Here is a 23,012-nt window from a genome sequence, read left to right on the forward strand (position 1 = left end):
GTGAGTGGAACATCTGCGGCTCTGAACCCCCCGGCCGACGCGGTGAAACCGGTCCGGCACCCCGACGCCCCGGCCCCCGGCGAACTTCTCGGTGCGCACTACGAACACTGTTTCGGTTGCGGCGGAGGACAGCAGCACGGGCTGCACCTCCAGGCGCGGGCCGGTGACGGTGTCGGTGTCACCGCCGAGTTCACCGTGAAGGCCGCCCACCAGGGCGCCCCGGGTCTGGCGCACGGCGGCATCCTGACCACCGCGCTGGACGAGACGCTCGGCTCGCTGAACTGGCTCCTGCGGGTGATCGCCGTGACCGGACGGCTGGAGACCGACTTCGTGCGTCCGGTGCCGGTGGACACCGTGCTGTACCTCGACGCCGAGATCACCGCGGTGCACGGCCGGAAGATCTACTCCCGGGCGACCGGCCGGATCGGCGGCCCGGACGGGCCCGTGGCGGTCCGTGCCGAGGCCCTCTTCATCGAGGTCAAGGTCGACCACTTCATCGAGAACGGCCGCCCGGCCGAGATCCAGGCGGCGATGGCCGACCCGGACCAGGTCAGGCGTGCCCGTGCCTTCGAGGTGAACCCCTGATGCGCCGGCCCGTGGACGTACTGATCCGCCGGGTCGACCCGGACGTGCCGATTCCGGCCTACGGTCACCCGGGCGACGCCGGGGCCGATCTGGTGACCACCGAGGCCGCCGAACTCGCCCCGGGCGAGCGGGCGGTGCTGCCCACCGGGGTGTCGATCGCGCTGCCCGACGGATACGCCGCGTTCGTGCACCCGCGCTCCGGTCTCGCCGCACGCTGCGGAGTCGCCCTCGTGAATGCCCCGGGGACGGTGGATGCCGGGTACCGTGGAGAGATCAAGGTGATCGTCATCAATCTCGACCCGCGCGAGCCCGTGCGGTTCGAGCGGTTCGACCGGATTGCCCAACTGGTCGTGCAGCAGGTCGAGAAGGTGCGCTTCCACGAGGTGGCGGAGCTGCCCGGCTCGGCCCGCGGCGAGGGAGGCTTCGGATCCACCGGAGGGCATGCTTCCGGTGATGTTGATGGCGTCAGGGGCGGGATTACCCAGGGCGGGAACAGCTACGCTTCGGTCGTACCCGACCGGGAAGGACAGTGACGTGTTCGGACGTCGCAAGAAGAGTGGTTCCGCCGAGGACGTGGCGGACGAAGCGCGCGAGGCCGAGCAGGTCGTCGACGAGCTCGATGACACCGACGGTGCCGACAGCGGCTCGCGTCGGGTGAACCTCCCGCCGGCGCCGCGGCCGGACGGACCGTGGGACATCTCCGAGGTCTCCCAGCCCGGCGAGGGCCGGGTCGACCTGGGCGGCGTCTTCGTGCCCGGCGTCGAGGGCATGGAGCTGCGCGTCGAGGTGGCCGGTGACGCCATCGTCGCCGCGACCGTGGTGCTGCGCGACAGCGCCATCCAGCTGCAGGCCTTCGCCGCGCCCAAGAAGGAGGGCATCTGGGGCGAGGTCCGCGAGGAGATCGCCTCCGGCATCACCCAGCAGGGCGGGATCATCGACGAGGTCGAGGGCCCGCTGGGCTGGGAGCTGCGTGCCCAGGTCCCCGTACAGCTCCCGGACGGGACGAACGGCGTGCAGTTGGTGCGCTTCGTCGGCGTCGACGGGCCGCGCTGGTTCCTGCGCGGAGTGATCTCCGGCCAGGGCGCCGTGCAGCCGGAGGCCGCCGGGCTGCTGGAGACGATCTTCCGGGACACCGTGGTCGTCCGTGGCGAGGGCCCGATGGCCCCGCGCGACCCGATCGTCCTCAAGCTGCCCAACGATGCCCAGATGGTGCCCGAGGGTGTCCAGCAGGAGAGCCAGGAGAGCTCGAAGTTCTCCGGCGGCATGGGCCAGCTCCAGCGTGGACCCGAGATCACCGAGGTGCGCTGAGCGGGCACGGGCTGTCGCCCGGCGCAGCTTCGGCCGGTGGGCCGTATCCCCTTCCGAGGGGGTACGGCCCACCGGCCGTTCTGCGTCCGGAGAGGGTTCCGGGACGGGTTCCGGGTCATGCGCAAGGCGGGTTCCGGACAGCGTGCAAAAGGCGCGCGTATGGGGCGCGTATAGGGCACGTATGTGCGCCGTCAAGGGCCCGCCGTTCCCCGTAAGGAAGCCATCAACGCAGGCCAGGACGGTCCTGGCGAGAGGTTTGCTCAAGAGGTCCGAGAATCCGTACCTCATCTAGGAGCACACGATGGCCGATGTGGCCTTCGTCGTCACCACGATCGCGGTGTTCGCGCTGGTGGCTCTCGTTGCCAAGGGGGTGGCGAAGCTGTGACTGCCGAGAACATCGTCGGCCTGATCGTGGCCGTCGCCCTGCTGGGCTATCTCGTCCTCGCCCTTCTGTACCCGGAGAGGTTCTGAGCGCGATATGAGCCCCGTCCTCGCTGGTGTGCTCCAGGTTCTCGCGCTCGTTGTGGCGCTGGGGCTGGCGTACCGTCCGCTCGGCGACTACATGGCCGGTGTCTACTCCTCGACGAAGCACCTTCGCGTCGAGAAGTGGATGTACAAGGCCGTCGGCGCCGATCCGAACACGCAGATGCGCTGGCCCGCGTATCTGCGTGGGGTGCTCGCCTTCTCCGCGGTGAGCGTCCTCTTCCTCTACCTGCTGCAGCGGCTCCAGGGCGCGCTGCCCGGTTCGCTCGGCTTCGTCTCGATCGATCCGGACCAGGCGTTCAACACGGCGGCTTCGTTCGTCGCCAACACCAACTGGCAGTCGTACTACGGCGAACAGGCCATGGGCCACGTCGTGCAGACCGGCGGCCTCGCGGTGCAGAACTTCGTCTCGGCCGCCGTCGGCATGGCCGTCGCGGTGGCCCTCGTACGGGGCTTCGCCCGCTCCCGCACCGGTGAGCTCGGGAACTTCTGGTCCGACCTGGTGCGCGGCACCGTACGGATCCTGCTGCCGATCGCCGTGGTCGGCGCGCTGCTGCTCGTGGCCTGCGGAGCGATCCAGAACTTCGCCGGCATCCACGAGGTCGGGCAGTTCATGGGCGGCTCGCAGCAGTGGAACGGCGGCGCCGTGGCCTCCCAGGAGGCCATCAAGGAGCTGGGCACGAACGGCGGCGGCTACTTCAACGCCAACTCGTCCCACCCGTTCGAGAACCCCAACGGGCTCTCCAACCTCCTTGAGATCTTCCTGATCCTGGTCATCCCGTTCGCGCTGACGCGGACGTTCGGCCGGATGGTCGGCTCGCTCAAGCAGGGTTACGCGATCCTCGCGACGATGGGCGTCATCTGGCTGGGCTTCACCACCCTGATGATGTGGACCGAATTCGCCCACCACGGCCCCGCATTCGACATCGCGGGCGGGGCGATGGAGGGCAAGGAGACCCGGTTCGGGATCGCCGGCTCGTCGATCTTCGCGGTGGCCACGACGCTGACCTCCACCGGTGCGGTGAACTCCTTCCACTCCTCGTACACGGGCTTCGGTGGCGGGATCACCATGCTGGGCATGCAGCTCGGCGAGATCGCGCCCGGAGGTGTCGGTTCCGGCCTCTACGGCATGCTGGTCATGGCGATCATCGCGGTGTTCATCGCCGGGCTGATGGTCGGCCGCACTCCGGAGTATCTGGGGAAGAAGATCGGCACCCGTGAGATCAAGCTCGCGGCCTGCTACATCCTGATCACCCCGACGCTGGTGCTCTGCTTCACCGCCGCGGCGATGGCGCTGCCCACCCCGCCCCACTCGATGACCAACACCGGCGCCCACGGATTCTCCGAGATCCTCTACGCCTACACCTCGGGTGCGAACAACAACGGTTCGGCGTTCGCCGGGCTCAACGCGGACACGCAGTGGTTCAACACCACGATCGGTCTCGCGATGCTGCTCGGCCGGTTCCTGCCGATGGTGTTCGTCCTCGCGCTGGCCGGCTCGCTCGCCGAGCAGCGGCCCGTACCGGCGACCGTGGGAACCCTGGGCACGCACAAGCCGCTCTTCAGCGGACTGCTGGTCGGCACGATCCTGATCATCACCGGGCTGACCTACTTCCCGGCCCTGGCGCTGGGGCCGCTGGCCGAAGGACTGGCGTCATGACCACTCGTACGGAGCAAGAGGACTCGATGTCCACTGTCACCCCCACCCGGGCACCGCACCAGGACGCGCCCACGGGTCACCAGAGCGAAGGGCGCGTCGGCGGGGGCCTCTTCGACCCCGCGCAGCTGATCCGGTCCTTCCCCGATGCCGTACGCAAGCTCGACCCCCGGACGATGGTCAAGTCCCCGGTGATGTTCGTCGTGCTGATCGGTTCGGTGTTCACGACCGTGCTGGCGTGCATGGACCCGGGCGAGTGGTTCGGCTGGGCGATCGCGGTCTGGCTGTGGCTGACCACGATCTTCGCCAACCTGGCCGAGGCGGTCGCCGAGGGACGCGGCAAGGCGCAGGCCGACACGCTGCGCAAGGCCAAGACCGACACCGTCGCGCGGCGGCTGATCGGCCGGAACGAGGAGCGGGTGCCGGGCACCGAGCTGCGCGTCGGTGATCTGGTGGTCTGCGAGGCCGGTGACATCATCCCCGGCGACGGCGACGTCGTCGAGGGCGTTGCGAGCGTGGACGAGTCCGCGATCACGGGCGAGTCCGCCCCGGTCATCCGGGAGTCCGGCGGTGACCGCAGCGCCGTCACCGGGGGTACGAAGGTGCTCTCCGACCGCATCGTCGTCAAGATCACCACCAAGCCCGGCGAGACGTTCATCGACCGGATGATCGCCCTGGTCGAGGGCGCCGCCCGGCAGAAGACACCCAACGAGATCGCGCTGAACATCCTCCTCGCGTCCCTCACGATCGTCTTCCTGCTCGCCGTCGTCACCCTCCAGCCCTTCGCGATCTACGCCGGGCAGAAGCAGTCGATGATCGTGCTGACCGCGCTGCTGGTCTGCCTGATCCCGACGACCATCGGCGCACTGCTCTCCGCCATCGGCATCGCCGGCATGGACCGCCTCGTCCAGCGCAATGTGCTCGCCATGTCGGGGCGTGCCGTCGAGGCCGCCGGAGACGTGTCGACCCTGCTGCTCGACAAGACCGGCACCATCACGCTCGGCAACCGGCAGGCCGCCGAGTTCGTACCCGTGAAGGGCACGACCGAGACCGAACTGGCCGACGCGGCCCAGCTCTCCTCGCTGGCCGACGAGACGCCGGAGGGCCGCTCGATCGTCGTGCTCGCCAAGGAGAAGTACGGGCTGCGCGAGCGCCACCAGGGCGAGCTGCGGCAGGCCGAGTGGGTCGCGTTCACCGCCCAGACCCGCATGTCCGGCGTCGACGTGGACGGACGCAAGGTCCGCAAGGGCGCCACCGGTTCGGTCGTCGCCTGGGTCGAGGAGCGCGGCGGCACCGTCACGCAGGACGCGCAGGCGCTCACCGACACGATCTCCGGGGCGGGCGGCACACCGCTGCTGGTGGCCCTGGAGGACGAGCACGGCGCCCGGGTCCTCGGCGTCATCCACCTCAAGGACGTCGTCAAGGAGGGCATGCGGGAGCGGTTCGACGAGCTGCGCCGCATGGGCATCAAGACGGTCATGATCACCGGCGACAACCCGCTGACCGCGAAGGCCATCGCCCAGGAGGCCGGCGTCGACGACTTCCTCGCCGAGGCCACGCCCGAGGACAAGATGGCCCTCATCAAGCGGGAGCAGGCAGGCGGCAAACTCGTCGCGATGACCGGCGACGGCACGAACGACGCCCCGGCGCTCGCCCAGGCGGATGTCGGGGTGGCCATGAACACCGGCACCTCGGCCGCCAAGGAGGCCGGGAACATGGTGGACCTGGACTCCAACCCGACCAAGCTGATCGAGATCGTCGAGATCGGCAAGCAGCTCCTCATCACCCGTGGAGCCCTGACCACCTTCTCGATCGCCAACGACGTCGCGAAGTACTTCGCGATCATCCCCGCGATGTTCGCCGTGGTCTATCCCGGCCTGGACAAGCTGAACATCATGCAGCTGTCCTCGCCCCAGTCCGCGATCCTGTCGGCCGTCGTCTTCAACGCGCTGATCATCATCGCGCTGGTGCCGCTCGCCCTGAAGGGCGTGCGCTACCGGCCCAGCAGCGCCGACTCGATGCTCCGGCGCAACCTCGGGATCTACGGACTCGGCGGCCTGGTCGCCCCGTTCATCGGCATCAAGATCATCGACGTGGTCATCTCCCTCATCCCCGGGCTGAACTGAATTTAGGAATCGGCTGACCTGCCATGAACAACTCCGTAGCAAACACCGCCCGGTTGCTCTGGGCCGGGCTGCGTGCCCTGCTCGTCCTCACCGTCGTCTGCGGCGTCATCTACCCGCTCGCCGTCACCGGCGTCGCCCAGGGCATCTTCCCCGACCAGGCCAACGGCTCCGAGATCACCGCGAACGGCAAGGTCGTCGGCTCCGAACTCATCGGCCAGCGCTACGACCTGCCACTGAAGAAGGGGCAGGAGACCGCGGCCCCGGACCTCAAGTGGTTCCAGCCGCGCCCCTCCAACGGCCTGGGCACCAACAGCGTCAACACCCAGTACAAGCTGATCCTCTCCGGCGCGACCAACCGCTCCGGCGACAACAAGGAACTCATCGACTGGGTCACCGCCGCCAAGGCCGCCGTGGTCAAGGACAACTCCGTCCCCGGCCACCCGGTCAACCCCTCGGACGTGCCGGCCGACGCCGTCACCTCCTCCGGCTCCGGCCTCGACCCGGCCATCTCCCCGGAGTACGCACAGCTCCAGGTGCGCCGCGTGGCCGAGCGGAACCATCTCGCCGTCGACCAGGTGGAGAAGCTCGTCGAAGAGCACACGGACGGCCGGATCCTCGGTTTCGTCGGAGAGCCGAGGGTCAACGTCCTCCAGCTCAACATCGCCCTCAAGCAGTTGGTGAAGTGAACGGGGCCTGAGAAGGCCCGCGCGGCGGGGCGCCGGGGCCGGACCCGGCGCCCCGCCACGCCCGTTCACCGGGCCGGGGTGCCCAGGGTGCCCGGGTACAGGTACTTCCGCGGCGGGATCACCGTGCCGTCCACCCACGCCGCGAAGAAGCCCTTGAGGTCCTTGCCCGAGACCTTCGTCGCCAGCGCCTCGAACTGCCGGAACGGGGCATTGCCGTACGCGTGGTCGCGGGTCCAGGTCCGCAGCGTCCGGAAGAACGCCTCGTCGCCCACCGTGCGGCGCAGGGCGTGCAGCATCAGCGAGCCCTTGAAGTACAGAGCCGAGTCCAGCTGTTTGCCCGGTCCGGGGTCGTAGAGCCTGACGGACCAGAACGACGGGTCGTTCCGGTAGTCCTCCACCTCGGACCGGTAGTAGTCCCGGTCCAGATCGGCGCCTTTGTGCTCCTCCCACAACTGCCCCGCGTACTGGGCGAAGCACTCGGCGACGCAGCCGTCCCGCCAGTCCACGAACGAGACGCTGTCACCGAACCACTGGTGGGTGTTCTCGTGGACCATCGAGGCGTCGAAGAGCATGCCGCTGTAGGTGGGGCGGCTCTGGGTCTCCAGGGCGAGGGGGCCGTCGGAGGACTCCTCGGCGGCCCCGACGACGATGGCGCCCGCCGAGGAGAAGGGATACGGGCCGAACTTCGAGGCCAGGAAGTCCAGGATCTCCGTCTGCTGGGTCTCCGCCTCGGGGTCGATGACGGCGTCCGGGCTGTATGCCGTGATGACCGGCGTTCCGGCGGCCGTCCGGCCGCGGTGGACGGTGAACCGGTCGATGGCGACCGTGCTGAGGTACGTGGCCATCGGCCTGTCCTCGGACCAGCGGAAGGTTCTTCTGCCGTCCTTGACGCTCGAAGGGCCGGGCAGGCCGTTGCCGACGGCCGTCCAGCCGTCGGGGACCGTCGCGGTGAGGGCGAAGGTGGCCTTGTCGGACGGATGGTCGTTGGCGGGGTACCAGGAGGTCGCGGAGTGCGGTTCGCCCGCCACGTTCGCGCCGCCGTTCCGCAGGGTGTGCCAGCCCTCGGGGTCGGGCCGGCCCGCGTACTTCACCCGGACCGCGAACGTCGTGCCCTTCGCCACCGGGCGGGCCGGGGTGATGACCAGTTCATGGGCGCCGGCCCGGGAGAACGTCTTCGCCGGGGCGCCGTTCACCTCGACCGATGCCACGGTGAAGCCCTTGAGGTCCAGGCTGAACCGGTCCAGGCCGGTCAGAGCGCGGGCGGTGACGGTGGTGTCGCCGTCGAGACGGTCGGTGTGTGCCGGGTCGTAGGAGATACGGACGTCGTAGTGGGAGACGTCGTAGCCGGAATTGCCGTCGTCGGGGAAGTACGGGTCACCGAGACCCGGGCCGCCGACGGCGGCCGAGGCGGGAAAGGCGGTCAGCAGGACGCCGCTCACGACGGCGGCCGCGAGAGCGGCGGTTCTGCGGCGGTGGTTCGACAGTCTGCGCATGTCTCGATTCCTGGGACGGCCGGTCAGTGCCGGGGTGTGGTGGCGGCGAGCTTCCACAGCACGCCGACGATGGCGTCGGTGCTGGTCCTCTCCGTCTTCGGATCCACGTTGGAGAGGTCGTCGCACGCCTCGTGGATGCAGTCCGAGATGCCGGTGCTGAAGCCGGACGACGGGATGCCGGCGTTTCCGAACGACTCGTGGTCCGAGCCGCCGACGCCGATGTCGAACGTGGGGATGTTCCGCTCGGTGAACCACGCCTCGAGCGCCTGCTGGGCCTCGGTCTCGCCGTGCTCGTCGTCGTGGATCACGAGCCATTGCCGGGTGTTCTTGCTGCCCGCCTGGTCGAAGTTGAGGTAGACGTCGATCCTGCGGCGGTCGGCCTCGGAAAGCTTGCCGACGTACGTCTTCGAGCCGATCAGCCCCGGCTCCTCCGCGCCCCACCACGCGAACCGCAGGTGCCGTTCGGGCTTCAGGCCGGACTCGGCCACCTGGAGGGCGGCGGCCAGGACCGCGGCCGAACCCGAGCCGTTGTCGTTGATTCCCGGGCCCTCCTTCACGCTGTCGAGGTGGGCGCCGGTCAGCAGCACATGGTCCGGGTCGCCGCCCGGCCAGTCGGCGATCAGGCTGTGGCCGGTGGCTCCGGCGTGGGTGAACGGGACCAGCCGGGTGCGGAAGCCCGCCCGGTCCAGGGCGCGCTTCACGTACGCCACGGACTGTGCGTACCCCTTCGTGCCGTGCGCGCGGTTGCCGCCGTTGCGGTCCGCGATGCGCTGCAGGGCACGCAGGTGGAGCATCACCTGCTGCTCGGAGAGGGTGGGGGCGGTGGGGGGCCGCGTGTCCGCGGTGGCGGCGGGGACCGCGGACAGGGTCAGGGATATCCCGAGAACTCCGGCCGCCAGCCGGGGAAGGCTCCTGCGTGACGTCATGCGCACCCTTTCAAGGACGGGGCATTCGCCCCGGTGGACCTTGGCCAGGCTGGTCAGTCGGTGTCAGAAAGTTGTCGGGAAGTTGTCGGGAAGCGGTAGCACTTCGACAAAGAGGTGGGACCGGTCGTCGAAAAGGTGTGACCGGTCGGCAGAGAGGTGTGACCGGCCGATCGGCCGGGCGAGCCACCGCCGAGGACGACCGCATCGGCGTCCGGCCGGACGCCTGACAGCCCCCGGCCATTGTCCAGCCCGGTGTGCATTGCACATACTGGCGGCCGACGGGACCGAGCACGTACGGGGAGAGACATGACCGAGAGCACCGGCAGGACGGGCACCGGCAGGCAGGGCGGTACGGCAGTCGCCGAGGAACCGGCCGGCGGGCCCATGGTCCGGGTCGAGGACCTGCATCGCTCGTACGGCTCCGGCGCCGGAGCCGTGCACGCGCTGCGCGGGGTGTCCTTCGAGGTGCCGCGCGGCGAACTCGTCGCGCTCAAGGGGCGCTCGGGCTCGGGCAAGACCACCCTCCTCAACCTGCTCGGTGGGCTGGACAGCCCCGACGGCGGCCGGATCACCGTCGACGGCACGGACCTCGCCGAGCTGGGCGAGAACGGACTCCTGGAGCTGCGCCGGGACCGGATCGGCTTCATCTTCCAGTCGTTCGGCCTGATCCCGATCCTGACCGCGGCGGAGAACGTCGGCGTGCCCATGCGGCTGCGCAAGGCGGACCCGCGCGAGCGCGAGGACCGGGTGGCGCTGCTGCTCGCCCTGGTCGGCCTCGCCGACCACGCCGCTCAGCGCCCCGGCGAGCTGTCCGGGGGCCAGCAGCAGCGCGTCGCGATCGCCCGCGCGCTCGCCAACCGGCCCGCGCTGCTGATCGCGGACGAGCCGACGGGGCAGCTCGACGCGGAGACCGGGCTCGCGGTGATGGAGCTGCTGCGGGCGGTGGTGCGCAGCGAGGGCGTCACCGCGTTGGTGGCGACGCACGACGCACAGCTGCTGGGGCTGGCGGACCGGGTGCTGGAACTGAGCGACGGACACATCGTCGAGCACGCGTAGGGGAGGGGCGGGGCAGGGAGGACCCTCCCGGCCCCGCCCGGGGCGTCAGAATCCTGTCAATTCGGTCCCTCACCCCGCCCCCCGTCCTATTTGTCGACAATCCGCGGGGTAGCTTCGAAGCGGCTGCCGCATCGGACGCAGCCGGTTCAAGAGAAGACAATGGGGCCATGGCACGCGGCAAGCTTCGGATCTACCTGGGTGCGGCACCCGGCGTCGGCAAGACGTACGCGATGCTCTCCGAGGCCCATCGACGGGTGGAGCGGGGCACCGACTGCGTCGTCGCCTTCGTGGAGCACCACGACCGGCCGCGCACCGAGGTCATGCTGCACGGTCTGGAACAGATCCGGCGCCGCGAGATCGAGTACCGCTCCGCCGTCTTCACCGAGATGGACGTCGACGCGGTCCTTGAGCGCGCCCCCGCCGTCGCCCTGGTGGACGAACTGGCGCACACCAATGTGCCGGGCTCCCGCAACGCCAAACGCTGGCAGGACGTCGAAGAGCTCCTCCAGGCCGGCATCGACGTGGTGTCCACCGTCAACATCCAGCACCTGGAGTCGCTCGGTGACGTCGTCGAGGCGATAACCGGCGTGCGACAGCGCGAGACCGTCCCCGACGAGGTCGTCCGCCGGGCCGACCAGCTCGAACTCGTCGACATGTCGCCACAGGCGCTGCGCCGCCGGATGGCCCACGGCAACATCTACAAGCCGGACCGGATCGACGCCTCGCTGTCCAACTACTTCCGCCCCGGCAACCTGACCGCCCTGCGCGAGCTGGCCCTCCTCTGGGTCGCCGACCGGGTCGACGAATACCTCCAGCAGTACCGCGGCGAGCACAACATCCGCACCACCTGGCAGGCCCGCGAACGCATCGTCGTCGGACTCACCGGCGGCCCCGAGGGCCGTACGCTCATACGCCGCGCGTCCCGGATGGCGGCCAAGGGCTCGGGCAGCGAGATCCTCGCCGTCTACATCGCCCGCAGCGACGGGCTGACCTCCGCGTCACCCAAGGAACTCACCGTCCAGCGCACCCTCGTGGAGGACCTCGGCGGCACGTTCCACCATGTCATCGGCGACGACATACCGTCGGCGCTCCTCGAATTCGCCCGTGGGGTGAACGCCACGCAGATCGTCCTCGGCTCCAGCCGCCGCAAGGCCTGGCAGTACATCTACGGGCCGGGGGTGGGCGCCACCGTCGCCCGGGAGTCCGGGCCCGACCTCGACGTCCACATCGTCACCCACGAGGAGGTCGCCAAGGGGCGCGGTCTACCTATCGCCCGCGGTGCCCGGCTGGGCCGGGCCCGGATCATCTGGGGCTGGCTGGTCGGGGTGGGCGGCCCCGCCCTCCTCACGCTGCTCCTGAGCGGCCTGGGCAACGGCCCGGGGCTCGCCAACGACGTCCTGCTCTTCCTCTTCATGACGGTCGTCGCGGCCCTGATCGGCGGACTGCTGCCCGCCCTCGCGTCGGCCGCCGCCGGCTCGCTGCTGCTGAATTACTGGTTCACCCCGCCCACCCACACCCTGACGGTGCAGGACCCGGAGAACTTCGTCGCCATCGTGATCTTCTTCGCGGTGGCGGTCTCGGTCGCCTCGGTCGTCGATCTGGCGGCCCGCCGCACCCATCAGGCGGCCCGGCTGCGCGCCGAGTCGGAGATCCTCTCCTTCCTGGCCGGCAGTGTGCTGCGCGGCGAGACGACGCTGGACGCGCTCCTCGACCGGGTCCGCGAGACCTTCGGCATGGAGTCCGTCGCCCTGCTGGAGCGCAGGAGCGACGTCGACCCGTGGACGTGCGCCGGGAGCGTCGGGCCGGGCCCGGTGGCCCGGCCGGAGGACGCCGACGTGGACATGCCCGTCGGCGACCACATGGCGCTGGCGCTCTCCGGCCGGGTGCTGCCCGCCGAGGACCGCCGGGTGCTCGGCGCGTTCGCCGCGCAGGCCGCCGTCGTACTGGACCGCCAGCGCCTGGTCGACGAGGCGGAGGAGGCCCGGCGGCTCGCCGAGGGCAACCGGATCAGGACGGCGCTCCTCGCCGCCGTCAGCCACGATCTGCGCACCCCGCTCGCCGCCATCAAGGCCGCCGTCAGCTCCCTGCGCTCCGATGACGTCGCCTGGTCCGACGAGGACCAGGCCGAACTTCTGGAGGGCATCGAGAACGGCGCCGACCGCCTCGACCACCTCGTGGGCAACCTCCTGGACATGTCCAGGCTCCAGACCGGCACCGTCACCCCGCTGATCCGCGAGATCGACCTCGACGAGGTGGTCCCGATGGCGCTCGGCGGCGTCCCCGAGGACAGCGTCGACCTGGACATCCCCGAGACCCTCCCGATGGTCGCGGTCGACCCCGGGCTGCTGGAGCGGGCCGTCGCCAACATCGTCGAGAACGCCGTGAAGTACAGCCGCTACGCGGAACGCGTCACCGTGGCCGCCAGCGCGCTCGGCGAACGCATCGAGCTACGGGTGGCCGACCGTGGCCCCGGCGTCCCCGACGACGCCAAGGAGCGCATCTTCGAGCCCTTCCAGCGCTACGGCGACGCCCCGCGCGGCGCGGGGGTCGGGCTGGGGCTCGCCGTGGCCCGCGGCTTCGTGGAGTCCATGGGCGGCACGCTGGACGCCGAGGACACTCCCGGCGGTGGCCTCACCATGGTGCTGACCCTCAAGGCTGCGTCGGGATACGTTCCGGTCAGCCCCGACCTGCCCGCGCGGGTCACCTCATGACCGAGCGGGCACCTCAGCACCGCGCGGGGTACTCCAAGACCACGCAGGTCACCTCATGACCAGGCGGGTCACACCATGATCGCGCAGGTCACCTCATGATCTCCGGTACGTCCCGGGAGATCGCCGTACAGCAGAAAGGCAGGGCCCCCATGACCCGGGTGCTTGTGGTCGACGACGAGCCGCAGATCGTACGCGCCCTCGTGATCAACCTGAAGGCGCGCAAGTACGAGGTGGACGCGGCGCCCGACGGCGCGACCGCCCTCCAGCTCGCCGCCGCCCGCCACCCCGATGTCGTCGTCCTCGACCTGGGGCTGCCGGACATGGACGGCGTCGAGGTGATCAAGGGGCTGCGCGGCTGGACCCGGGTGCCGATCCTGGTGCTCTCCGCCCGCCACACCTCCGACGAGAAGGTGGAGGCCCTGGACGCCGGCGCCGACGACTACGTCACCAAGCCGTTCGGCATGGACGAGCTGCTGGCCCGGCTGCGCGCCTCGGTCCGCCGCGCCGAACCCGTAGGGCAGCACGGCTCCGACGACATCGTGATCGTCGAGACCGAGGGGTTCACCGTCGACCTGGCGGCGAAGAAGGTCCACCGCGAGGGCCGCGACGTACGGCTCACCCCCACCGAGTGGCATCTGCTGGAGGTCCTGGTCCGCAACAGCGGCCGGCTGGTCAGCCAGAAGCAGCTGCTCCAGGAGGTCTGGGGGCCCTCGTACGGCACCGAGACCAACTACCTGCGGGTCTACATGGCCCAGCTGCGGCGCAAGCTGGAGGCCGACCCCTCGCACCCCCGGCACTTCGTCACCGAGCCGGGCATGGGATACCGCTTCGAGCGCGGCTGAACGGGGCGCGAGCCGGTCTTCCACGGCTCGCCCCGGTCTCTTCCGTGACTCGCCCCGGTCACCCGTTCGAGTGAGACCGGGGACGCCCACCCGGAGCAGCCGGGACCGGTACCCTCAGGGTATGAGTGCTGTTCCTCGATCCGACAAGCCCGGCAAGGCGGAAAAGCCGTCGAGCCGCTTCCGGCGGATGCTCGACCGGCTGTCCAGCTCCCAGCAGGACCTCGAGTCCGAGGAGCTGCAGGAGGACGCGCAGGCCTCGGGTTGCACGCGGATCTCCGAATGCACCGACCGCCAGATCGTCAAGGTGACTGGTACCTTGCGGACCGTCACCCTGCGGCCGCGCGCCGGAGTGCCCGCCCTGGAGGCCGAGCTCTTCGACGGCACCGCGCCGCTGGACGTGGTCTGGCTGGGCCGGCGCTCCATCGTGGGCATAGAACCGGGCCGCAAGCTCATCGCCTCGGGCCGGATCGCCATGAGTCACGGGCGCCGGGTGCTGTTCAACCCCAAATACGAACTCCGACCGCTCGGCAAGGAGTAGCCGGTGACGTCTCTCGACAAGCCGACGTCCGACACGGACCCCACCACCCACACCGACCAGGAGGAGGCCGACGCGAAGACGGTCACCGAGGCCGCGCTCTTCGAGGCGTTCGGCGGTGTCCGGGGCATGGTGGAGACAGTCGTTCCCGGGCTGCTGTTCGTCACCATCTTCACGATCAACAAGGATCTGCACCTCTCGGCCATCGCGGCCTTGGCGGTGTCCCTGGCCCTTGTCGCCGTACGGCTGATCCGGAGGGACACCGTCAAGCACGCCTTCAGCGGCGTCTTCGGCGTGGCCTTCGGTGTGGTCTTCGCGATGATGACGGGCAACGCCAAGGACTTCTATCTGCCGGGCATGCTCTACACGCTCGGCCTGGCCCTCGCCTACCTGATCACCACCGTCGCCGGGGTGCCGCTGATCGGTCTGATCCTGGGGCCGGTGTTCAAGGAGAACCTCTCCTGGCGCACCAGGAACCCCGGCCGCAAGAAGGCGTACGCCAAGGCCAGCTACGCCTGGGGACTGATCCTCCTCGCCAAGTGCGCGATCCTCTTCCCGCTGTACTGGTGGGCCGACACCACCCAGTTCGGCTGGGTCCTGGTCGCCCTGAAGATCCCTCCGTTCCTGCTCGCGGTCTATCTGACCTGGGTCTTCCTCGCCAAGGCGCCGCCGCCCATCGATGTCTTCGCCGAGATGGAGGCCGAGGAGCAGGCCGAGAAGGACCGCAAGGCGGCCGCGGCCGCCGCGGCGCGCAACCAGGAGTTCTGAGTCACAGGTCTGAGTTGCAGGAGGGGCCCGGAACCGTGTCACACGGTTCCGGGCCCCTCCCGCGTCTCCGCCCTGCGGATCAGTCCTCCGAGTCGCCCCGACGCACCGACAACAGGTCCTCCAACTGCTCCTCGCGCGCCTGCGCGGCCACGAACAGCAGCTCGTCACCGGCCTCCAGGGTCTCCTCGGTGTTCGGCGTCAGCACCCGCTGCCCGCGGATGATGGTGACCAGCGAGGTGTCCTCGGGCCAGGCCACCTCGCCGACCTGGGTGCCGGCCAGCGCCGACTCCGGGGGCAGCGTCAGCTCGACCAGGTTGGCGTCACCGTGGCTGAAGCGCAGCAGCCGGACCAGATCGCCGACGCTCACCGCCTCCTCGACCAGGGCCGACATCAGGCGCGGCGTCGAGACCGCCACATCGACGCCCCAGGCCTCGTTGAACAGCCACTCGTTCTTCGGGTTGTTGACCCGGGCGACGACCCTCGGCACGCCGTACTCGGTCTTGGCGAGCAGCGACACGACCAGGTTCACCTTGTCGTCGCCGGTCGCGGCGATCACGACGTTGCAGCGTTGCAGCGCCGCCTCGTCGAGCGAGGTGATCTCGCAGGCGTCCGCCAGCAGCCACTCGGCCATCGGCACCCGCTCCACCGAGATGGCCGTCGGCGCCTTGTCGATGAGCAGCACCTCGTGCCCGTTCTCCAGCAGCTCACCCGCGATGGAACGGCCCACCGCACCGGCCCCGGCAATCGCGACACGCATCAGTGACCGCCCTCCTCAGGACCCTCGGCGAAGGCCGCTTCGACCTTCGCGATCTCGTCCGTACGCATCATCACGTGGACCAGGTCGCCCTCCTGCAGCACCGTCTGCGAGGTGGGCAGTATGGCTTCGCCCAGCCGGGTGAGGAACGCCACGCGGACGCCCGTCTCCTCCTGCAGCGTGCTGATCTTGTGGCCGATCCAGGACGGTGTGGTGTGCACCTCCGCGAGCTGCACACCCCCGCTCGGATCCCGCCACAGCGGCTCGGCGCCGGAAGGCAGCAGCCGCCGCAGCATCTGGTCCGCGGTCCAGCGCACGGTGGCGACCGTGGGGATACCGAGACGCTGGTAGACCTCGGCGCGCCGGGGGTCGTAGATCCGAGCCGCGACGTTTTCGATGCCGAACATCTCGCGGGCCACCCGGGCGGCGATGATGTTCGAGTTGTCGCCGCTGCTCACCGCGGCGAACGCACCGGCCTCCTCGATACCCGCCTCGCGGAGGGTGTCCTGGTCGAAGCCGACACCCGTGACGCGCCGTCCGCCGAATCCGGACCCGAGGCGACGGAACGCCGTCGGGTCCCGATCGATGACGGCGACCGTGTGCCCCTGCTGCTCCAGGGTCTGCGCGAGAGCGGCTCCTACTCGCCCGCAGCCCATGATGACGATGTGCACCTTGCGCCTACCTCGCAGTCCTGGTCGTCCGGCTGACCTGCGAAAACACCCTGCTCACACTTCTTTCTCAGCTTGCCGGGCAAACAACGGGGCAACGGTCTGTCCCGTTGCCCAGGATGAGCTTATGCGGCCCGGAGCGCGAAGCCTCATCCGAGTGCGCTTTCGCCGTGCCCCGCCCGGTGGACGCCGGAGGCCGCCAATTGCGGCTGCTGCCGGACGGACCCTTGAGTACGAAGAGCACAGACATCTAACATGTCAGTTCATGGAGACCCTGCGCCCCGTCCGACGGACCCTGCTGCGGGACACCGCCTACGAGGCGATCCGCGATGCCATCGTCCGCGGCGACATCCCGCCCGGTGCCCCCGTCCGCGACGCCGACCTCGCCGAACGCCTCGGACTCTCCCGGGCCCCGGTCCGCGACGCGCTGTCCCGGCTCGCCGGCGAGGGCCTCGTCGAGTCCAAGCCACAGAGCTACACCCGGGTGACCCGGCTGGTGCCGCGCGACGTCCGGGACGCGGCGGCCGTCGTACGGGCCATGCAGGAACTGGCCGCCAGGACCGCCGTACCCCACCTCACGGACGCGGACATCACCGCGATGCGCGCGGCCAACGACCGGTTCCGGGAAGCGACCGGCCGCGGCGACGTGGCGGACGCGCTGCGCGCCGACGACCGGCTCCACGACGTCCTCGTCACCGCCTGCGGCAACCGTGCCGTGGCCGCCACCGTCGAGCGCTACACCCCCTTGATCCGCCGCCTGGAGTGGCGGCAGTTCGGCACGGCCGGCTCCGCGCACGGCTCCGCGGAGCTGCACGAGCGGCTGATCGAGGCGTGCGCGGCGCGCGACGCCGAAGCCGCGGCCCGGATCACCGCCGAGATCTGGCGGGCGCTCGAAGAGCTCGCCGACGAGCCGCCCGAGTAGCCCGACGACCGGCCTGTCCCAGTACCCCACCCCACCCCGCCACCGAGTCAGGGAGCCCCCACCGTGACCACTGAAACGCAAGCCTCCCCTTCCCTCTTCTCGTACGACCGCTACCCCCTCCTCTTCGGCCCCTCGCCCGTGCACCGGCTCGACCGGCTCACCGAGCACCTCGGCGGCGCCGCGGTCTGGGCCAAGCGGGAGGACTGCAACTCCGGCATCGCCTACGGCGGCAACAAGACCCGCAAGCTCGAATACCTCGTCGCCGACGCCCTCGCGCAGGGCTGCGACACACTCGTATCCATCGGCGGCGTCCAGTCCAACCACACCCGCCAGGTCGCGGCGGTCGCCGCCCGCGCCGGTCTCAAGTGCGTACTCATCCAGGAGAGCTGGGTCGAGTGGCCCGACGCCGTCTACGACAAGGTCGGCAACATCCTGATCAGCCGCCTGGCCGGTGCCGACGTCCGCCTGGTGCGCGCCGGGTTCGGCATCGGGGTCAAGGAGAGCTGGGAGCAGGCGCTGCGCGAGGTGGAGGAGGGCGGCGGCAAGCCGTACGCCATCCCCGCGGGTGCGTCCGACCACCCGCTGGGTGGGCTCGGCTTCGCGAACTGGGCGTATGAGGTCGCCGAGCAGGAACGCGCGCTCGGCGTGTTCTTCGACACCGTGGTGGTCTGCTCGGTGACCGGCTCCACCCAGGCTGGCATGGTCGCAGGCTTCGCCGCGCTGGAGGAGGCTGGCGCCCGCCCGCGACGCGTCCTGGGCATCGACGCCTCCGCCGAACCCGCTCGTACCCGCGAGCAGATCGCCCGGATCGCGGCCGCCACCGCACGGCTCATCGGTGTGCGCCGGGAGATCGCCGTGGACGACATCGAACTCGACGAGCGCTACCACGCGGGCACCTACGGCATCCCCGACGACACGACCCTCGACGCGATGCGGCTCGCCGCCCGTACCGAGGGCATGGTCACCGACCCCGTGTACGAGGGGAAGTCGATGGCGGGAACGATCGACCTCGTGGCACGCGGCGAGATCGCCCGCGATTCCACCGTCCTTTACGCACATCTCGGCGGCCAGCCCGCATTGAATGGTTACAGCGCCCTTTTCGCGGACGCCTGAGCGCAAGGATTCCGTTAAGGATTTCGTGGCCTTTTCGGCCGAGCGCAGGAGATTGCGGGGCCACGGGGGTGGTGCGTCTGCGGCTTTCATACGGAGCGCTTACGATCCTCAGCGTGTCCAAACTGACCGACGTGCCCAAACGGATCCTGATCGGACGGGCGCTGCGCAGCGACAAGCTGGGAGAAACGCTCCTCCCCAAGCGCATCGCACTTCCCGTCTTCGCATCCGACCCGCTGTCCTCGGTGGCCTACGCGCCCGGAGAAGTCCTCCTGGTGCTCTCCGCCGCGGGCGTGTCGGCCTACCACTTCAGCCCCTGGATCGCGCTCGCCGTCGTGGTGCTGATGTTCACGGTCGTCGCCTCGTACCGGCAGAACGTGCACGCCTACCCGAGCGGTGGTGGCGACTACGAGGTCGCCACCACCAACCTCGGCCCCAAGGCCGGGCTCACCGTGGCGAGCGCCCTGCTCGTCGACTACGTGCTGACCGTCGCCGTGTCGATCTCCTCCGGGGTGGAGAACCTCGGGTCCGCGATCCCGTTCGTCGTCGAGCACAAGACGATCTGCGCGATCGCCGCCATCGTGCTGCTGACGCTGATGAACCTGCGCGGTGTCAAGGAGTCCGGCAAGCTCTTCGCCATCCCCACGTACCTCTTCGTGGCCGGCGTATTCATCATGATCACCTGGGGTGCGTTCCGGGGACTGGTCCTCGGCGACACCATGCACGCCCCGACCTCGGGCTACGAGATCAAGGCCGAGCACGAGGGACTCGCCGGTTTCGCGCTGGTCTTCCTGCTGCTGCGGGCCTTCTCCTCCGGCTGTGCCGCCCTCACCGGCGTAGAGGCGATCAGTAACGGCGTGCCCGCCTTCCGAAAGCCGAAGAGCAAGAACGCCGCGACCACCCTCGCGATGATGGGCCTGCTGGCCGTCACCATGTTCTGCGGCATCATCGGCCTGGCCATGGCCACCGATGTGAAGATGGCCGAGAACCCGGCCAAGGACCTGATCAACAACGGTGTCCCGGTCGGCTCCTCCTTCGTCCAGGACCCGGTGATCTCCCAGGTCGCGGCCGCCGTCTTCGGCGACGGCACGTTCTTCTTCGTCGTCCTCGCGGCGGCGACCGCACTCGTTCTCTTCCTCGCCGCCAACACCGCGTACAACGGTTTCCCGCTGCTCGGCTCGATCCTCGCGCAGGACCGCTACCTGCCCCGCCAGCTCCACACCCGCGGTGACCGGCTCGCCTTCTCCAACGGCATCGTGCTGCTGGCGGGCGCGGCGATCCTGCTCGTCTGGATCTACGGGGCGGACTCGACCCGGCTCATCCAGCTCTACATCGTCGGCGTGTTCGTCTCCTTCACCCTCAGCCAGACCGGCATGGTCCGGCACTGGAACCGTCACCTGAGGACGGAGAAGGACCCGGCCAAGCGCCGCCACATGGTGCGCTCCCGCGCGATCAACACCTTCGGCGCCTTCTTCACCGGCCTGGTGCTCGTCGTCGTGCTCGCGACCAAGTTCACCCACGGCGCCTGGGTCGCGCTCCTCGGCATGGTGATCTTCTACGGGACGATGACCGCGATCCGCAGGCACTACGACCGGGTCGCCGAGGAGATCGCCGCCGACGAGACCCCGTCCGACGAGACGATCCGGCCCTCCAGGGTCCACTCGATCGTCCTGGTCTCCAAGCTCCACCGGCCCACCCTGCGCGCCCTCGCCTACGCCAAGCTCATCCGCTCCGACCGGCTGGAGGCGCTCTCCATCAGCGTCGACCCGGCCGAGACCAAGGCGCTCAAGGACGACTGGGAGCGACGCGGCATCGACATCCCGCTGAAAATCCTCGACTCGCCGTACCGCGAGGTCACCCGGCCGGTCATCGACTACGTGAAGAGCCTGCGCCGGGAGAGCCCGCGCGACGTCGTGAGCGTGTACATCCCGGAGTACGTGGTCGGCCACTGGTACGAGCACCTCCTCCACAACCAGAGCGCCCTGCGCCTCAAGGGGCGGCTGCTGTTCACCCCGGGCGTCATGGTGACCTCCGTGCCGTATCAGCTGGAGTCCTCCGAGGCGGCCAAGAAGCGCGCCAGGAAGCGCGCCGAGTGGAACGCGCCGGGCTCGGTGCGCCGCGGCCCCGTGGAGCGCAGGCCCAAGGAACCCAGCGGCAAGAGCTGACCGCAAGGCCGCTTCCGATGGTGGTAAACGGCCGGACGACACCCACGTAGAATCGTAGGTTGTTGTCCGGCCGTTTCCCCTTGATCCCTGGAGCCACCCCCTCATGCAGAACGAACCCACGTCGTCGCTGGTCGGGGAGGAGTACGAGGTCGAGGTCGGCCCCGTCGCACACGGCGGCCACTGCATCGCCCGTACCTCGGAGGGCCGGGTCCTCTTCGTACGGCACACGCTCCCCGGCGAGAAGGTCGTCGCCAGGGTCACCGACGGCGAGAGCGACTCCCGCTTTCTGCGCGCCGACGCGGTACGGATCATCGAGGCGTCCAAGGACCGCGTCGAGGCGCCCTGCCCGTACGCGGGCCCCGGCAAGTGCGGCGGCTGCGACTGGCAGCACGCCAAGCCCGGCGCCCAGCGCAGGCTCAAGGGCGAAGTGATCGCCGAACAGCTCCAGCGCCTCGCGGGCCTCACCCCCGAGGAGGCGGGCTGGGACGGCACGGTCATGCCGGCCGAGGGCGACAAGCTCCCGGCGGGCGAGGTGCCGGCCTGGCGCACTCGCGTCCAGTACGCCATCGACGAGGACGGCAAGGTCGGCCTGCGCAAGCACCGCTCGCACGACGTGGAGCCCATCGAACGCTGCCTGATCGCGGCCCCCGGCGTCACCGAGCTCGGCATCGAGAAGCGGGAATGGCCCGGCATGGCCTCGGTGGAGGCCATCGCCGCCACGGGTTCCCACGACCGCCAGGTCATCCTCACCCCGAGGCCCGGCGGCCGGCTGCCCCTGGTCGAGCTCGACAAGCCCGTCTCGGTGATGCGCGTCGACGAGCGTGACGGCGGCGTCCACCGCGTCCACGGCCGCGCCTTCGTACGCGAACGCGCCGACGACCGCACCTACCGCGTCGGCTCCGGCGGCTTCTGGCAGGTCCACCCGCAGGCCGCCAACACCCTCGTCCGCGCCGTCATGCAGGGCCTCCTGCCCCGCAAGAACGACATGGCCCTCGACCTCTACTGCGGCGTCGGCCTGTTCGCCGGCGCCATCGGCCAGCGCATCGGCGAAAAGGGTGCCGTCCTCGGTATCGAGTCCGGCAAGCGAGCCGTCGAGGACGCCCGGCACAACCTGAAGGACCTGGACCGGGTCCGCATCGAACACGGCAAGGTCGACCAGGTCCTCCCGCGCACCGGCATCACCGAGTGCGACCTGATCGTCCTCGACCCGCCCCGCGCGGGCGCCGGCAAGCAGACGGTCAAGCACCTGGCGGGCCTGGGGGCGCGCCGCATCGCGTACGTTGCGTGCGACCCGGCGGCACTGGCACGGGACCTGGCGTACTTCCGGGAGGGTGGGTACCGGGTGCGGACGTTGCGGGCGTTCGATCTGTTTCCGATGACCTCGCACGTGGAGTGCGTGGCGATTCTGGAGCTTGCCGCAAAGGGCGTCTGACCTGCTATTTCCTCTGGTTCTTCAGGCTGCTGGATGGCCGCCGACCTGTTTCCGCGTGTGCACGACGTGGAACGTGTCGGGGGACCAGGGAGAGGGATTGACCTGCGGCTTCGTGAACGTCGTGCGAGACGGTGGACGCGTTGTCCCTACTCCGCGGGGCGTATGGGAACCGTCCTGACGCTGGTCCCGACGGAGCGTCAGACGAGCAGCCCTCTGGTCCGCATGGTCGTCTGCCGCCCATGCCGTCTTTCCCCTGGGCAGATGGTGTCAGCGGAAGCGATCGGCGGGGCGGGGCTCAGCGACCGATCGTGCCGCGAGCGGCATGGACTCCGTCCTCGACGATTCCTCTGAGTCAAGAAAAGTCGTTCACAGCCACCCGCACCGCTTCCCGCTGCCGGCCCCCGTCCGGGCCTCCCGAGTCCCTCTCAAGAGGACCTGCCTGGACGGGGGCCTCGTCGCCTGTGCCTGTACGGGCAGCCCGACCCGCGGGCCTGGCGGATCGGCCCCAGCGGCTCGCGCTCCGCCGGACGCTATTCGGTGCGCAGCGCCGTGGCTCATGTGACGCTCGTTCTGATGGAGCGTCACCTGATTGACCGTCCAGGTCATGCGGGGCGGACGGTGCGCGGGGCTTTCTCCGTTCCCGGCGTTCTCCTCTCGGGACCGGGCGGCGGGCTCTCTGTCGTAGCGGCGGAACCGAGCATGGCACCCTCACCGCGCTCAGGCCTCTCGGCATGTTGCACAAACTCCGACGTCGTTGCTTGCCGCGATTGCGCAGAGACGGGTCT

Annotated in this window: 20 protein-coding genes; 16 read left to right on the top strand and 4 right to left on the bottom strand. The window is 69.9% G+C overall.

The features are described 5' to 3' along the window. The 7 genes from OG978_RS30710 to OG978_RS30740 all read left to right on the top strand — a co-directional run bounded on the left by OG978_RS30710 (nucleotide 1) and on the right by OG978_RS30740 (nucleotide 6,845). Nucleotides 1-585 carry a PaaI family thioesterase gene (locus tag OG978_RS30710; protein WP_326768301.1) on the top strand — a complete coding sequence of 195 codons (585 nt, stop codon included), beginning with the start codon at nucleotides 1-3 and terminating at the stop codon, nucleotides 583-585. Continuing rightward, nucleotides 585-1,118 carry a dUTP diphosphatase gene (dut, locus tag OG978_RS30715; RefSeq protein ID WP_326768302.1) on the top strand — a complete coding sequence of 178 codons (534 nt, stop codon included), beginning with the start codon at nucleotides 585-587 and terminating at the stop codon, nucleotides 1,116-1,118. Before OG978_RS30710 ends, dut begins: the two co-directional genes overlap by 1 nt. A gap of 1 nt (nucleotide 1,119) precedes the next feature. After that, nucleotides 1,120-1,893: a DUF3710 domain-containing protein gene (locus OG978_RS30720; protein ID WP_326768303.1), complete on the top strand. Its 774-nt coding sequence runs from the start codon at nucleotides 1,120-1,122 to the stop codon at nucleotides 1,891-1,893. Between the two features lie 381 nt (nucleotides 1,894-2,274). Next, on the top strand, nucleotides 2,275-2,364 hold the full coding sequence (kdpF, locus tag OG978_RS30725) for a K(+)-transporting ATPase subunit F (protein ID WP_037701211.1): 90 nt from the start codon (nucleotides 2,275-2,277) through the stop codon (nucleotides 2,362-2,364). 7 nt (nucleotides 2,365-2,371) lie between these two features. Then, nucleotides 2,372-4,036: a potassium-transporting ATPase subunit KdpA gene (gene kdpA, locus OG978_RS30730; RefSeq protein ID WP_326768304.1), complete on the top strand. Its 1,665-nt coding sequence runs from the start codon at nucleotides 2,372-2,374 to the stop codon at nucleotides 4,034-4,036. After that, a complete protein-coding gene (gene kdpB, locus OG978_RS30735) occupies nucleotides 4,033-6,159 on the top strand; it encodes a potassium-transporting ATPase subunit KdpB (protein ID WP_326768305.1) in 2,127 nt (708 codons plus the stop codon). The genes kdpA and kdpB overlap by 4 nt, the downstream gene beginning before the upstream one ends. A gap of 23 nt (nucleotides 6,160-6,182) precedes the next feature. Then, nucleotides 6,183-6,845 carry a potassium-transporting ATPase subunit C gene (locus OG978_RS30740; RefSeq protein WP_326768306.1) on the top strand — a complete coding sequence of 221 codons (663 nt, stop codon included), beginning with the start codon at nucleotides 6,183-6,185 and terminating at the stop codon, nucleotides 6,843-6,845. 65 nt (nucleotides 6,846-6,910) lie between these two features. On the opposite strand, the gene OG978_RS30745 is transcribed toward OG978_RS30740, so the two are convergent. Both OG978_RS30745 and OG978_RS30750 read right to left on the bottom strand, forming a co-directional pair. Next, nucleotides 6,911-8,338, bottom strand: a complete 1,428-nt coding sequence (locus OG978_RS30745) for a M1 family metallopeptidase (RefSeq protein WP_326768307.1) — start codon at nucleotides 8,336-8,338, stop codon at nucleotides 6,911-6,913. Nucleotides 8,339-8,361: 23 nt separating this feature from the next. Next, nucleotides 8,362-9,264: a M20/M25/M40 family metallo-hydrolase gene (locus tag OG978_RS30750; RefSeq protein WP_326768308.1), complete on the bottom strand. Its 903-nt coding sequence runs from the start codon at nucleotides 9,262-9,264 to the stop codon at nucleotides 8,362-8,364. 306 nt (nucleotides 9,265-9,570) lie between these two features. Here OG978_RS30750 and OG978_RS30755 point away from each other — a divergent pair, with 306 nt between their 5' ends. From OG978_RS30755 to OG978_RS30775, 5 genes are all read left to right on the top strand, one after another. Then, nucleotides 9,571-10,320 (top strand): ABC transporter ATP-binding protein, encoded by a 750-nt coding sequence (locus OG978_RS30755; RefSeq protein WP_326768309.1) that lies wholly within the window; start codon nucleotides 9,571-9,573, stop codon nucleotides 10,318-10,320. A gap of 167 nt (nucleotides 10,321-10,487) precedes the next feature. Beyond that, nucleotides 10,488-13,031: a sensor histidine kinase KdpD gene (locus tag OG978_RS30760; RefSeq protein WP_326768310.1), complete on the top strand. Its 2,544-nt coding sequence runs from the start codon at nucleotides 10,488-10,490 to the stop codon at nucleotides 13,029-13,031. Nucleotides 13,032-13,180: 149 nt separating this feature from the next. After that, on the top strand, nucleotides 13,181-13,873 hold the full coding sequence (locus tag OG978_RS30765) for a response regulator (protein WP_326768311.1): 693 nt from the start codon (nucleotides 13,181-13,183) through the stop codon (nucleotides 13,871-13,873). 121 nt (nucleotides 13,874-13,994) lie between these two features. Continuing rightward, nucleotides 13,995-14,411 carry an OB-fold nucleic acid binding domain-containing protein gene (locus OG978_RS30770; protein ID WP_326768312.1) on the top strand — a complete coding sequence of 139 codons (417 nt, stop codon included), beginning with the start codon at nucleotides 13,995-13,997 and terminating at the stop codon, nucleotides 14,409-14,411. Nucleotides 14,412-14,414: 3 nt separating this feature from the next. Beyond that, on the top strand, nucleotides 14,415-15,176 hold the full coding sequence (locus OG978_RS30775) for a DUF3159 domain-containing protein (RefSeq protein WP_326768313.1): 762 nt from the start codon (nucleotides 14,415-14,417) through the stop codon (nucleotides 15,174-15,176). Nucleotides 15,177-15,255: 79 nt separating this feature from the next. On the opposite strand, the gene OG978_RS30780 is transcribed toward OG978_RS30775, so the two are convergent. Together OG978_RS30780 and OG978_RS30785 are read right to left on the bottom strand one after the other, a co-directional pair. Next, the gene (locus tag OG978_RS30780; protein WP_326768314.1) at nucleotides 15,256-15,933 is read right to left on the bottom strand and encodes a potassium channel family protein; all 678 of its coding nucleotides are present in this window, start codon (nucleotides 15,931-15,933) and stop codon (nucleotides 15,256-15,258) included. Next, nucleotides 15,933-16,601, bottom strand: coding sequence for a potassium channel family protein (locus OG978_RS30785; protein ID WP_189544836.1), 669 nt, complete (start codon nucleotides 16,599-16,601; stop codon nucleotides 15,933-15,935). The genes OG978_RS30780 and OG978_RS30785 overlap by 1 nt, the downstream gene beginning before the upstream one ends. Nucleotides 16,602-16,863: 262 nt before the next feature. On the opposite strand from OG978_RS30785, the gene OG978_RS30790 reads away from it, so the two are divergent. The 4 genes from OG978_RS30790 (at nucleotide 16,864) to OG978_RS30805 (ending at nucleotide 22,227) form a co-directional block, all read left to right on the top strand. Further along, on the top strand, nucleotides 16,864-17,520 hold the full coding sequence (locus OG978_RS30790) for a GntR family transcriptional regulator (RefSeq protein WP_326768315.1): 657 nt from the start codon (nucleotides 16,864-16,866) through the stop codon (nucleotides 17,518-17,520). 63 nt (nucleotides 17,521-17,583) lie between these two features. Next, complete coding sequence (locus OG978_RS30795) at nucleotides 17,584-18,633, top strand: 1-aminocyclopropane-1-carboxylate deaminase (protein ID WP_326768316.1); 1,050 nt, start codon at nucleotides 17,584-17,586, stop codon at nucleotides 18,631-18,633. 113 nt (nucleotides 18,634-18,746) lie between these two features. After that, nucleotides 18,747-20,795, top strand: a complete 2,049-nt coding sequence (locus tag OG978_RS30800) for an APC family permease (protein WP_326768317.1) — start codon at nucleotides 18,747-18,749, stop codon at nucleotides 20,793-20,795. Between the two features lie 103 nt (nucleotides 20,796-20,898). Beyond that, the gene (locus OG978_RS30805; RefSeq protein ID WP_326768318.1) at nucleotides 20,899-22,227 is read left to right on the top strand and encodes a class I SAM-dependent RNA methyltransferase; all 1,329 of its coding nucleotides are present in this window, start codon (nucleotides 20,899-20,901) and stop codon (nucleotides 22,225-22,227) included. The last annotated feature ends 785 nt before the right edge of the window (nucleotides 22,228-23,012 follow it).

It is taken from the genome of Streptomyces sp. NBC_01591 (assembly GCF_035918155.1).
Classification (GTDB): Bacteria; Actinomycetota; Actinomycetes; order Streptomycetales; family Streptomycetaceae; genus Streptomyces.